Annotated in this window: 9 protein-coding genes; 2 read left to right on the forward strand and 7 right to left on the reverse strand. The window is 36.2% G+C overall.

Going from position 1 to position 13,161, the window contains the following annotated elements; genetic code table 11:
• Nucleotides 1–77: 77 nt before the first annotated feature.
• The 4 genes from FS736_RS07060 to FS736_RS07075 are packed head-to-tail and all read right to left on the reverse strand — an operon-like array spanning nucleotide 78 to nucleotide 7,802.
• Nucleotides 78–2,630: an SNF2-related protein gene (locus tag FS736_RS07060; RefSeq protein ID WP_144475680.1), complete on the reverse strand. Its 2,553-nt coding sequence runs from the start codon at nucleotides 2,628–2,630 to the stop codon at nucleotides 78–80.
• A complete protein-coding gene (locus FS736_RS07065) occupies nucleotides 2,623–3,837 on the reverse strand; it encodes a ParB/RepB/Spo0J family partition protein (RefSeq protein WP_144475681.1) in 1,215 nt (404 codons plus the stop codon). Before FS736_RS07065 ends, FS736_RS07060 begins: the two co-directional genes overlap by 8 nt.
• Nucleotides 3,834–6,236 carry a hypothetical protein gene (locus FS736_RS07070; RefSeq protein WP_144475682.1) on the reverse strand — a complete coding sequence of 801 codons (2,403 nt, stop codon included), beginning with the start codon at nucleotides 6,234–6,236 and terminating at the stop codon, nucleotides 3,834–3,836. Before FS736_RS07070 ends, FS736_RS07065 begins: the two co-directional genes overlap by 4 nt.
• 18 nt (nucleotides 6,237–6,254) lie before the next feature.
• The gene (locus FS736_RS07075) at nucleotides 6,255–7,802 is read right to left on the reverse strand and encodes a MutH/Sau3AI family endonuclease (RefSeq protein ID WP_144475683.1); all 1,548 of its coding nucleotides are present in this window, start codon (nucleotides 7,800–7,802) and stop codon (nucleotides 6,255–6,257) included.
• A gap of 171 nt (nucleotides 7,803–7,973) precedes the next feature.
• Between FS736_RS07075 and FS736_RS07080 the strand changes: the two genes are divergently transcribed.
• Nucleotides 7,974–8,390, forward strand: coding sequence for a very short patch repair endonuclease (locus FS736_RS07080; RefSeq protein ID WP_144475684.1), 417 nt, complete (start codon nucleotides 7,974–7,976; stop codon nucleotides 8,388–8,390).
• Between the two features lie 41 nt (nucleotides 8,391–8,431).
• On the opposite strand, the gene dcm is transcribed toward FS736_RS07080, so the two are convergent.
• The gene (dcm, locus tag FS736_RS07085) at nucleotides 8,432–9,679 is read right to left on the reverse strand and encodes a DNA (cytosine-5-)-methyltransferase (protein ID WP_144475685.1); all 1,248 of its coding nucleotides are present in this window, start codon (nucleotides 9,677–9,679) and stop codon (nucleotides 8,432–8,434) included.
• Nucleotides 9,680–10,511: 832 nt separating this feature from the next.
• On the opposite strand from dcm, the gene FS736_RS07090 reads away from it, so the two are divergent.
• Nucleotides 10,512–10,712, forward strand: coding sequence for a cold-shock protein (locus FS736_RS07090; RefSeq protein WP_144475686.1), 201 nt, complete (start codon nucleotides 10,512–10,514; stop codon nucleotides 10,710–10,712).
• A gap of 415 nt (nucleotides 10,713–11,127) precedes the next feature.
• Here the strand turns inward: FS736_RS07090 and FS736_RS07095 are convergent, their stop codons facing one another.
• Both FS736_RS07095 and FS736_RS07100 read right to left on the reverse strand, forming a co-directional pair.
• On the reverse strand, nucleotides 11,128–12,219 hold the full coding sequence (locus FS736_RS07095) for an ABC transporter permease (RefSeq protein WP_144475687.1): 1,092 nt from the start codon (nucleotides 12,217–12,219) through the stop codon (nucleotides 11,128–11,130).
• A complete protein-coding gene (locus tag FS736_RS07100) occupies nucleotides 12,216–13,142 on the reverse strand; it encodes an ABC transporter ATP-binding protein (protein WP_144475688.1) in 927 nt (308 codons plus the stop codon). The genes FS736_RS07095 and FS736_RS07100 overlap by 4 nt, the downstream gene beginning before the upstream one ends.
• Nucleotides 13,143–13,161 lie beyond the last annotated feature (19 nt).

Consider the following 13,161-nt stretch of genomic DNA (forward strand, 5'->3'; position numbering starts at 1 on the left):
TGAAAGTAAGCAAACAGCCCTCTCCATAACGAGAGGGCTGTTCTACAGGATTTGGCCATAAATAGTTGCTAATCACTTTATAATTCGAACAACCTCAAAATCTCATCAATGTCATCCGAAGGTTCTGGAGTCAATACATCCCCTTCTATAGCTTCAATCATTCGTTGTTCTTTTTCTTTAAGTCGGACATATATCTTTTCATCAATAGTGTTACGTTGATTCTCACTTTCTGTTTCTAGCATGAAGTAGTAATATTGAGTGTATTGTCCTTCTGACAACCCTAAACGATGTATACGGTCCCTTGATTGTAGCATATGTGTTAAATTGAAGGAGTACTCGAGATAGATGGCATCGTGACATGTCTTATGAAGCGAAACTGATTCTGCCAATGTATGTGGATTAGTAATCAGCACATCAATCTCATTAGACTTGAATCGACCAATGATATTGTCCCTCTCTTTTTGTGGAGTGCTACCATATATTACTGCTGCTTTGATCCCTTTTGCACTTAGTTCTCGGTAAACCTTATCAATTGTATTAACAAACATACACCAAACAATTGATTGTTTGTTTTCCTCATGTAATTTATCAACTAATTTCATTGCTTTTTCGAACTTAGAAGTTTCTCTCACTTTGCGGATAATATTAACGTCATTCTCACTAAATGAGACTTTCTCAGACTGCAATTCATCATCCCAGTCCTCCATATAATCATCACCATACATTTCAATGAAATCAATGGACTTCAATAATAACTCTGGGTTAGTAGACGCTTGTATTAAACGGATATACAAATGGAAAGGCGAGTTTCCATATTTCCGATAAAGCAAGTTGATAACTTCCTGTTCATCATGAGTCATCGGACACTTAATTATCATATCTTCATTGGCTTTGGGAACTTCTAGCTGTTTCTTATTGGTACGCCAGAAGAAAGGATACAATTTCGCATTTATTTCATTAACTTCCGTGACTCCTGGGTCCTTTAATTGATTCAACTCAAAATTAAAAAACATCTTATATTCCTGCATATATAGGATATTCAAGAAATTATAAATATCCTGATAGGAATTGGGAATTGGAGTACCTGTCAAAACAAATTTATATATCGGCTTTTCAGCTATGCGTTTAGCCACTTGAGCTCTAATACTTTGTACACCTTTGATTTTATGGACCTCATCAAAGACAAGGATTGTTTTCCCATCGATGATATCCGATAGAGCAGATTCATACTTACCTAGTGACTCATAGTTGATAAGAATCAAGTTCTTATTTGCTCCATTTAGTCGTAAGTTTACATCAGCTACCTCCTCTTCATGGATATCCAGGACACTTAATTCCTTCTTATTCCCGAAGTTCTCCTTAAACTCCAATTTCCAAGAAAGAAAGGAGTTTTTTGGGCCAATCATGACAATCTTATCCGCTTTGTTGACTTCTGGTGAATTAAGATAAGCGAAAGCACCATAAACCATGGAGGTTTTACCTGCTCCAGGAACAGAGAAATTGGCTGCTTTTTGCATTTGGGTCATATAAAATGCACTCCACATTTGCTGTTCTCTTAATTCACGTTCCAACTCTTTTGAAACAATAGATTTAAATTTTTTATAGTCAGTTATAACCCTCGAATCCCGATTTTTTATCAGTAGACCATATTGGGATCTTTCTTCTATCCAATAAGAGTTGCGTTCAATAAAATCTAAAAGCTTTTGACTGACAATAAAATCAAAACTTTTTTTTATGGAATACTTCTCTAGTATCTTAATGACCTTTTGCATGTCGATATAAGTTAAATCCGAACGAAAATCCGGATAGGAACCATCGTAGTATGCTTTTAGTTTGCGAGCTAAAGCAAAGTCATCTGGATTGACTAAATCAGAGTCTAAGTTATCTTGTAGAACCAAGCGATTATCCTCTAAAGTCAAAATCAATGCATTCTGAGTTAGCATCTCTGTATCCACAATGATTCGCCCCTTATCAAATGTCATTATTCTATCCTTTATGATTTCATCAATTTCTTTGATGAAAATATTTTTATCCCTTGCTTTGTCATTCCATAATATATCAAATTCTTTTTGGGCTTTATCAATTTTAGGCATATCAAATTCCGAAGCCAACCAAGAGGCAGTTATATCGAATCCTTCATAATTATGGTTGATAGCAGCATAAGTCTCGTTATTTGATCCTGTAAAATAGATTACATTTCCTTCTCTGTCTGTGCAAAGACCAAATTTCGAATGGAATATCCCATGTCTTTTGAATCCAATCTTTACATCGACGATGCCTTTAGCAATGAGATGGGCGAGATTGTAGAAATTAACCTCTTCTTCAATTGTCAAAGGCTCCTCCAACTTTCCTAAAAGATCCCCTTTTATCTCTGATCTAATTTGATAGCCTTCTCTAATCAAATTAAAGTCCTCTTCACTGATATCTTGAGATATGACCAATCGAAAATGACCACCATTTTTCGCTAACCCTGTAAGACCTTTAGCATATGATGCCAAGGCTTTGGAACTAAAATATCCACTTACTCGGTCATATTTTACTGAATAAGAAAGAACTGGATTGTAAAAGGCACTGACCGTATCACCATCTGTTGTGTAATAACTTGGTCTTAATGCCAATTGTTTAAACATTGACCTTTTCCCCTAATAAATCGATTGTAGCTTGAATTTTCTCAAGAAGTTCTTTGAAATCCTCTTTGTTATCAGTACCCATCCTGGAAACTGCAGTTGTATCAATAGAATCTAATGAATGGAATGAGCGTTCTAATAAATCTATTGGTTTGTTCCGCGCAGCATCAATCCGGTTAACTTCAATCTTCTTTTCAATGATTTTTTTACTTTCTTGTTTTAATTCTTTTTTAGAGCCAATTTTTTGATTAATCGTCGAGATGTCAACAACATCCTCTTCCTGTAAAGTTTCATAAACCTCTTCGACGACATCCTCATATTCTTCAAGAAAGTCTTTTGCATTCTTAGTATTGATGATTTCTTTGCCTATTTCACGGATATGTCTAGTTAAATCGCCCTTATCTGCAGTTAATAATGAGGCGAATAATGCATTCTTAACGTCTTCCTCCTGATCTTCATTTGTTCGTTTTAGGATTACCATTATTTCCTGCAACGGACCGTCCAAATTCAAATCACGAGCAATATAGTACTTGCCCTTAGCGTTTATAAACTCTAGGAATTCTACCATTAAGATAGCTTTATCCCTTAGCTTTTCAACTTCTTTATCTTTTTTGTTGGTACTAACTGCGTATTCTTTGATAGTAAATGTTTCATTCTCAACCAAGTCTCTATAAACATCAACAAGATTATCAATAGGATTATAGTCGACAGGTCTTTCCTCTCCGTGTTGTAGATTCAATTCCAATCGCTTAATATCTTTTGGAGAGATTCCCTTTTCGGTATCAAGAATGACAGCTTCGAAATAGTAATCCTTCCCTACCTCTTTTTTAAGTTCCCGGAGACATGTAAACCGACGGTTTCCATCAATAATTCTCCCATTTTGTAACACTACGCCTGGAAGACGTTGACCAAACAATTTAATGTTATTTTTGGTCTTATTGAAAGCATTCCTATTGGAATCAACAATGAATTCATGAATTATTTGGTTGTAACTTTCATTATCGTCTCTGTTTATTGGGCCTTGGTCATCCTCATGTTTACTAATATAAGTCGCAATACGTCCATTTTGGTCATTATAAAAAAGATACTCCAAAGGAATTTTATACACACTATAGTCCTTTGTTTCCCCTTTGATGGATAACTTTCTAGTACCTGTCGTTTTAGTAATGTCCTTATCAATCAATTCCAACAAGTTTATCTCTTCCATCATTCATAAACCTCCTCAAAGTAATCCTCTTTATCAATATAAATTTTATATAATTCATCAGAATAAAAAATATCAGTTTGCTTCAGCAAGTATATCACTTTAGATGGTTCTAAAGTAACATCGAATTCTTTTTGAATGTCCTCAACCAAATCTTCCATTTTAACGACGCGTCTTTCAGACACATAGTCATATAAGAACCCACGCAACGATATTATGTCATTTGTCTTTTTCAGGATATAACCTGTGGACAGAGGTATAGCCCTAAATTCCTCGAAAGCCCATATCAATCGTTCATAAAAAATATCAGAGAAGCCTAAATTGTCCAACCGATGCTCGAATCCTTCTTGCCTGATTGAATAAAGTGTAAAGTATCTATTTTCATCGTTATTAATAAAGTTCATTAGTATATACTTGTAATCCATAATATCATTTATTGATACACCAGCATCTGAGAGCTTGCGATAATTGATGTAAATGTCTTTCTCAATCTTGAAAATCTCGAAGTTTTTTTCGAGATTGTAAAGCACGGATCCAAAGGATTGAGTTCGATATATAGGTAGGCGTTCATATCTAAAATAATCATCCGATAATATATGAGATCGATAAAAATCATCTAGACTGTTATATTCGTCACTTAAGACAAAGTTACTTTTGATTTGGTAGTTCACCCTTGATAAAGTCATATTATTAATGAATTTTTCATCAAAATCATTCCTGATAGCCTTGCCTATCCTCTTCACTTCTTCCAAAGTATAAATCGGATTGATCAATAATGAATTGAGCTGATTATATTCTTCATCAGACATTTCAATGTAGTCAGTTTTAATAATATCTTCATGGACATATTCAGGTATATAACCCAAAATATAGCTAGCCAAAGAATCTTTGCGCAGTCCATATATATCTTCAATCTGCTCAACGAAGTTCTTTAAAGGAATTGGAGAAAATTCATGAAACAAAGTAATAAAGAAATCCTTTTTATTTATATCACCGACCTTGAATTCTGGCATTCTAGTGTATGTAACATCCGGAAAATCGATTAACCTTCGATACAAATTATGTAATTCATATTCAGTACGTATATCAATTTCCTCCATAAAATCTGGATTATCCCTAAAAATCTTCTTCATACTATAGACACCCTGCTCAAGCTTCAAGTAATCTTTTAAAGAATCCAAGAATTCTTCGGTAATGACATCGTAATCATAGTATCGATATGTATTTCCCTTGCCCTTAATGATGTTTGGACAACGATCACTAATTCCTCTTAGCGAATCTTCTTCAGAAAGATAAGTTTTTGGAAGATTATTCTTTAGGATATACTCGTTGAACTTATCCACAATCTCAGCATCCGTCACAGCATTGAGAGCATATTTCTCCACTACTTCTTCAAATATGCTCATCTTGGATATTTCCTTGATTTCTCCATTTTTATTAATGAAACAATTATGGTGTCGTAATATAAGTCTACGTTGCTGCTCGTTGAAACCATCATGTAGTACGTCATCAATTACTGATTGAGTCCCTTTTTTACACTTTATATTCAAGAAGTTAAAAACCTCTTTAGGCTCTTGGAATAATTCGCAAAATAATTCCATTGTTAAATCATATTTTTCAAATATAGATAGATACCGAACTTCTTCTTCGAAAACTGGCATTCTTTTAATGACCCTAGTCTCAATATTTCTTATACCTTGTCTAGAATACTGAAACTTATGTGCAAGTTGTGCCAGTGTTTGTCCTTTTAAGCGCTCGACGAATATTTCTTTGTCTTTAAAGTCCTCCCTCAAGTAACCCATAAGCCTTGGATAGTACCTTTTAATTACCCCGAATTCATATACTATATCTTTACTTGAATTTAAATCCTTAAGAAGCGAGATAACGATCTCTTCGTTAATTTTTAGACCCGCATTATCCGATAAAACCTTCATTAACTCTTCAGTTGTGATGGTTTCGTCTAAATTCAAGTGAGATAATAAGTTTAAGACAGATCCTTTCACTTTACTTACAGGGCTATTGCCTTTTGCCGCTTCTATCTTTTCAAATGCTGTCATTATTTTGTTATAGACATTTTTACGATTTCCACTCATCATCTCATTAAATTGCTCTAAAGATAGATGGTGTAAATCCTTATACTTAATGTCTAGTTCTTGAAGTGTATTAACCATGAAACCAGAGAGACCTTCGTGAGCCATTTGATACAAATTATTTTCTTTTTCTTCAGGACTAATAGAAGGGATTGTCTGTAGAATTTTTTGTGCTAAAGCAGGCTTACGTGCCACTAATGCATTGTATTTTTCTGTTTGGTATTCAAAGTCTGAGAGGGTATACCCTTCTTTAACCAAGTTTTTTACTTGGTTCAAAGAAACTCCAACCAGACAAAGGGCATAAAGACTATACATATGAATTCACCTAACTTACTAATTATAAATTTCGTTATAGTAGATTTCTTTATTTTCATAAATCTTCATAAGATCCTCAGAGTAATAATATGATGCTTTCTGCATTAACCTTGGAGCATAATCATAATCAATGATTAGATTGCATTTTTCATTAGCTCTTTCGACAAAATGGTCCACTGTTAGGGTTCTATCGCCAGCCATTAAATAGCTTATTAAGTCATCAATTGTTATATTTCTTTTTGATTTGACAAAAACGATTTCACTTGTCAATTTCAAGTATTTCAATCTCCCTGGCCTCATAAGAATACTTTGGTAGAATATATTTTCGAATCCGTACTCTAAAAGCTCATTTCCGAATTGTCTATCCTCTAAGCTTTTGAATGTGAAGAATTCTCCATATTCGAAAAATTGTTCTACTGAATTTTTAAAATCAGCTAAGTCTTGTTTTGTTAGTCCTCCATTTAACAGGCTTTCATTTGTAATGTATAGATTTTCCTCAATCTTCAAAAGTTTAAAATCATTTTCATAGTTTTCAATTTTCCGCTTAACATATGTCGTTAAAAATACTGGATCATTTGGCACTTGGAAATAAGGAGCAGCAAATATGATGTCATCAAGATATTGATTAAAATTTGTTATAGAATCAGTGATCAAAAAGGGATTATCGATTTTAAAACCAATTTCTGCTACTAACTCAGGAGTAACATCAAGTTCCGTAAAGTTCGGGATTACTTGTTTAGATTTATTTATAAACTCATCAACAGTGTAAGCATGCTTGGTCAATTTTGATTTTAAATTACCAATATCATCAGATGATAATTTTATTTTCTTTACATAGCAGAGTAAGTTTTTCAAGTATACTTCCGGCATACCCTGTAATATTGATCCAATATAATCATTGTTAAGCCAGTAAGCCTGTTTAGTAATCATTTGGCTATCAGGTAATTCTACTTTATCATTGCTGTCATTAGCTTTTGGCCGTATATGAGCAACACCATTATCACGTTTCCCTGGAAGGTTATTTTCAATGACAGTTTTTTTCCCCATTGTCCTTGACCTAAGAGTTACCCCTTCCTTAATTACCATCCTTGTTGCTTGCCACAGTTTTTTAACTTCAGTATCTAAAGTTTCCTGTGGCATTTGCCAAAGTTTGATTCCCTTAAAAATCAACACTTGCCCTGCTTCAACTTCTTTGTATTGAAATACAACGAATAAAAAAACAGAATTGGCAAACTTATTTCTTAACCTACTATCAAGCCATGTTTCTTCTAGTAATTTACCAAAATTAACATTTTCAAAAGACATTGACTCCCTAGGAGTGCCATTTGTCTGTAATCGAATCGTTTTAACAGACAATTGCTGAGGAAGAAACTCATTTGCAATCGTCTTCCTATCCAAATTCTTGAATTCGAACATTTTGTTTACGATAGTAACAATTGAAGCTTTATTAGACACTAAATCAGGATTCAAATTAATTTTATGAGCAATCTGCTCGAATGAAAGGCCGATGAACTCTTCAAACATGTCTTTTATTATTGAATAATATTTGTTTTTCTCAAGTGTCAAAATAATCACCTTTAATGTTTAATATCAACTCTAGTTACTATTTTAACATGATAATAATACTAATTAAATTCTTCCTTTTAATTTTCCCAATTCTTTTCCACAGAATTTTTTTGGTTTATTTGGTATGGAATCAGGAAAAAATCAATAGAGAACTAATGAAGGGAGATGGCGATGATAGTAGATGAACAAAGAAGTAAAATCATGTCGTCAATTAAAGCAATCTCCAAGTTAGAATCAATAGTCACACAAGAGCTCTGGAGAAAAGGATTCAGGTTTAGGAGAAATGTACGAGGAATGGTAGGTACTCCAGATATCGCAATAAAAAAATATAAAGTAGTGATATTCATCGATTCATGTTTCTGGCATTTTTGTCCAATCCATGGAAAGATGCCCAAGAGCAACGTCGACTTTTGGAAGAAAAAACTTGAACGAAACCAGGAACGAGATAAGGAACACACTCAGTATTATCTTCAAAGAGGATGGCATATATTACGTATATGGGAACATGAAATAAGGAATGACTTTGATATTACAATTGAAAAAATCTCCTCTTTCATTAGGGATGCCAAAGCAATTGAAGCATCATAAAAAAGACCATGACTCAAGTCATGGTCTTTTCTTATAACTTATTAAAATAGGCTTAATTGCTGTGGATGGTTCTTAATTGCCTCTTGCTCTTCCTTTTCTATTTCTAGTATCCGTTCGCCCATACGCTGAATCAAGCCCACAACAAGTGCGTTACCCATACAGAAATATCTCATTCGATCAGACATTCCCTCTGTCCAATTATCAGGAAAGCCATTCAACCGTTCACATTCCACTGGAGTCAATACACGGATTCTTTTAGTCTCCGGATCCTCAATGACATGACTACTTCTGTTAATTGTACCCTCGCTTGTCAACATTGTTCGACCTGGTTTATTCAAAGGTTCTGGAAAAGCCATTCCTCCCTCTGAAAATATATAACTATGTCCACTTGCAGAGGTCCTCTCAATTTTCTTAGGACCTTTAAGGTACTCGAACTTTTCAATTTGAGTTTCCGATAAATAATACTTCTCATCTACATTGGACTCAATTATATCAACTAAGGTTATTGGATCTTCAAGTTTTGGCGAGACTTCCTCTGTAAATACCACACCATCTCTCATAATACCTGCATTCTTATAATTACTATAGAAATGCTCTGAAATATCAACCAAATCCTCAGGTAAAATGAAAGAATCCGCTTTATGCTTTGAAGGTTCATCCGTAACAGGAAATGCACTAGCAAAGAAACCCTCTTTCTTAATCATTTGTTGATCTTCGATTTTTTCTCTTGCCTTTACATATGAAGAATCATTACGAATAGCGAAAATGAACACCCTTCTCCTTCTCTGCGCTTGTCCGTATTCAGCAGCATTAATGACACGCCATTCTACGGAATAACCAAGATCACGGAAGCTAGCCAACATTACAGAAAAATCCCTTCCACGTTGCTTAGACGGAGATTTCAGTAATCGATCTACATTTTCTAAAAGTAGATACTTTGGTCGTAAGTCAGTTGCTAATCTTACAATCTCCCAAAAAAGAACCCCTTTTTTCCCTTGAATTCCTTTTTCACCAGATAAGGAGCGCGCAACTGAGTAATCCTGACATGGGAATCCACCAACTATTATATCTATATTTAAATCCAACAAGCTACTGGCTTCAACTTTTGAAATATCCTCATTTGAGTGGATTCCTCTCCCCTCAAATCGCCTCGCATAACAATCAAATGCATCCTGTGCTCTTCTGGATGGTTCCCATTGGTTCCCCCATACTACTTCAAATCCATTTGTTGCTTCTAGTCCAAGCCGGAAACCACCAACTCCAGCAAACAATTCTACAACATTTAACATTTAGAACATCCTCTCGGTATTACGTGTACCCAAGATTTATCAAAGTCTCTTAACAGAGATTTTTCGCATGTATAATAAAGTTATATTAACAATTATTTCAGTTTTACTATTTTACCATATTACTCGTTGACTATATATGTTTAAAAGCTAATTTGTTTTTATACTTGAATATTTTTCTTTATTAACTATAACACATATAGAACGTTCGTTCTATATTAAACAGAATATATTAATGATAAAACAACACCCTAATTAATGAATGCTGTTCTTAGCTCTTCTTTCAAAATGTGCATGTAGACGATATTCTGCAATTTCTCGTGTCCAATAATAAAGACTTTCCTGATCCTCTTCTAGAACACCATATTTTATCCCTATTACTTCAAAAGAAGTTGCTCCATTTTCCCATCAATATTTGACTGAAACAGAATACAGAAAAGAATCGACTTTTCAGATAAACCCTATGTAAATTTATGGGAATACGATGAAAAGTCTGTTAGTAAGCTTATTGAAACGATGCCTATGACCATGTGGAATCGTGAAGCATATGGATTAACCAGTTTTTCAGATGGAGAGTTCAGTACCAGGGTCTAATAAAGGGAACTGAAACCGTCCCAACCAACCATTAAAGCAGCCTAGCATGGTCAGCGATAATAGTGTGCGATTCAAGCTGAAGCAGAAATGATTTGCTATATCCTCCGTTTCTTGTTATGATGAATAAGAATTATTTTTGTTCGGTGTAAAGGATAGTATAAGTATCAACTTTTCGTCTTGATGATCACTTTGGGCAAGGATAGTAATACGTTGTGCGATAACGCACTAGGAGGCAACAAAAATGGAAACAGGTACAGTTAAATGGTTTAATGCAGAAAAAGGCTTCGGATTCATCGAGCGCGAAGGTGGAGACGACGTATTCGTACACTTCTCTGCTATCCAAAGTGAAGGTTTCAAATCTTTAGACGAAGGTCAAAAAGTTACATTTGACGTTGAGCAAGGTGCTCGTGGAGCTCAAGCTGCTAACGTTCAAAAAGCATAATTTAAAATCATCTATACGAACAGGCTCTTTATATAGAGCCTGTTTTTTTATATTCCCTAAAATAATTCTCAATAAAAAACCCTGCTCAAGATTTGAGCAGGGAGATGGAACTGGTAATGTAAAACGGTTTAAAGATAAAAAGGTTGTTTTCAGTATAACACACTGGATTGACAATTGGCGGATATTATCAAATAATTTTTCACTACAGGAAGAGACACAGGGACGAATCATGTATTTCATTCGCGAATCAAGTCATTTCAATTATTGAAATTTTAAAACTCACAAAGAAAATCTGTAGTTTCTTAACTGCCGCAAAACTTTTTCCCAAGAAAGCAAATGATGATTATCCAAGTTCAGTGAGACAGGCAGATGCCTGGTTGTTTAAAGATGTTGGACGCATTCTTCCCTCCCTCCTCTATTCCCACTTAAACACATAACTTGCGACAATGAATCCGCCAATTAACCAACCGCCGAGGACAAGTGTTTCTGTTCCTAACTGGAGGAATGGTGTACCGAGGTTCATCGTCTCCCTCAATGCGGAACTCAAATGAGCGATTGGCAGGATTTTCACGATTGGCTGGATGATGTCTGGCATATTGTTAATCGGAAAGAACACTCCTCCAAGGAACAGCATCGGGAAAGTGATGAATCCGGCTATCGGTCCTGCGCTTTCCGGGTTTTTAGCGATTCCGGCGATGATGAAGCCGAGGGCCATGAAGGCAAGTGTGCCAAGGATGATGAAGAAGATCAAGGCAAGCCAGGAACCTGCGACGTGAATGCTAAAGATGAAATGAGCGATAAGTACGACGAGCAGTGCCTGGGTTCCGTTAAGCAGCAGGCGGGCGGTGATTTGTGCGGCGATGAAGGTGGAGGCTTTCAGTCTCGTCCCTTGCATTCTTCGCAAAATTCCTCGTTCACGCCAGGCGGAAATTTGGCCTGCGACTCCGTTCATGTTATTGCTCATGATCATCATTGCGACGATTCCTGGAACCAGGAAGTCCACATAACGGATGGTCAGTGCTTTAATTCCCACTTTTTCAATCGTTACGACTGGCTTGTAGTATGTAAGTTCCTTGCTGTATTGATCAATGATTCCGTTCACAACAGTGAGTCCAAGCTCTGAGGTTGTGAGGTTTTTTTCATTATAATAGACAGGAAGTGTCATGGCCTCCTTCTGCTTCTCCAGTTTCGCTTCGTATCCTTTTGGAATCTCCATGAACAGCTGGATGTCTCCATTTTTCAGGGCTTCTTTCCCACCTTTGATACTTTTGAACTTTTTCGCCTCAAGCCCCTCATTTTTGTAAAAGCGTTCTGTTAGGTTTTTTGAAGCAGCTGTTTGATCGAGATCGATCAGCCCTACTGATAGGGATAGATTGTTGCCATTTCCGGCAAAAGTTCCAAGTGCCAGCATCAGAATGATCGGAAAGAGTAAGGTGAAAAACAAAACCTGTTTATTTCGTGCAAAAATCCGTAATTGCGCCAGCGTTAATTGCCAATAAGCCCTCATGATTCCCTGATGCTCCTTCCAGTCATATGGATGAATACATCCTCTAATGTCGCTGATCGAGTCTGTAAATCCTCAATTTTGAATTGATGTTCTGCTGATGCATGGATCAAGGAGGTCAGGGTGACTTGAACATCATCCGTATATAACTGGACAAAGTTGTCTTTGATTGACACTTCCTCTACTCCCGCCATTTTCAAAAACCAGTCTTGTTCTGGCGGATTGCTCAAATGGAATTCGACTGAACTTGTGGACTGCAGTTTTTTCACGAGGTTCATTGGCGTATCGAGGGCAATCAGTTCTCCTTGGTCCATGATGCCGATGCGGTCACAGAGCACATGGGCTTCGTCCATATAATGCGTTGAGAGAATGATCGTTTTCCCCCGCTCTTTCAATCGGAGGACGATATCCCAAAGAGTCCTTCTTGCCTGCGGATCAAGTCCTGTGGTTGGCTCATCGAGGAACACAATATCTGGGTCATGGATTAGCGCAAGTGCAATGGCAAGACGCTGCTTTTGCCCGCCTGATAGTCCTTTGATCCTGTCATTCCGCTTCTCTGTCAACAGCATATCTTCGATTAGTCCATTGATGTCCACGTGAGTCGGATAAAAGCTTCCGTACAAATGCAGGATTTCTTCTACTTTTAACAATTCGAACAAAGAGGTGGATTGAAGCTGTACTCCAATCACCTCTTTGACTTTGTTCGCTTCTTTTATTACATCGAATCCTGATAGTATTGCGGTGCCTTCGTCTGGCTTTCTGAGGCCGACCAACATTTCAATGGTGGTCGTCTTGCCAGCACCATTCGGACCAAGCAGGCCGAAAATTTCTCCTCTTTTCACCTGAAAGGATACTCCTTTAACAGCGGTGAAAGAACCATATCGTTTTTTAATTCCTTTTACATCCACAATGACGTCATTATGCATAACAAGCCTCCAAGTTAGA

The sequence above is a fragment of the Cytobacillus oceanisediminis 2691 genome (genome assembly GCF_007678455.1).
Lineage (GTDB): Bacteria > Bacillota > Bacilli > Bacillales > Cytobacillaceae > Mesobacillus > Mesobacillus oceanisediminis_A.

Bases quoted from the DNA above. Each gene is read 5' to 3' on its own strand.
- FS736_RS07060 (WP_144475680.1), bottom strand. From the start codon at position 2,630: ATGTTTAAACAATTGGCATTAAGACCAAGTTATTACACAACAGATGGT.
- FS736_RS07065 (WP_144475681.1), bottom strand. From the start codon at position 3,837: ATGATGGAAGAGATAAACTTGTTGGAATTGATTGATAAGGACATTACT.
- FS736_RS07070 (WP_144475682.1), bottom strand. From the start codon at position 6,236: ATGTATAGTCTTTATGCCCTTTGTCTGGTTGGAGTTTCTTTGAACCAA.
- FS736_RS07080 (WP_144475684.1), top strand. From the start codon at position 7,974: ATGATAGTAGATGAACAAAGAAGTAAAATCATGTCGTCAATTAAAGCA.
- dcm (WP_144475685.1), bottom strand. From the start codon at position 9,679: ATGTTAAATGTTGTAGAATTGTTTGCTGGAGTTGGTGGTTTCCGGCTT.
- FS736_RS07090 (WP_144475686.1), top strand. From the start codon at position 10,512: ATGGAAACAGGTACAGTTAAATGGTTTAATGCAGAAAAAGGCTTCGGA.
- FS736_RS07095 (WP_144475687.1), bottom strand. From the start codon at position 12,219: ATGAGGGCTTATTGGCAATTAACGCTGGCGCAATTACGGATTTTTGCA.
- FS736_RS07100 (WP_144475688.1), bottom strand. From the start codon at position 13,142: ATGCATAATGACGTCATTGTGGATGTAAAAGGAATTAAAAAACGATAT.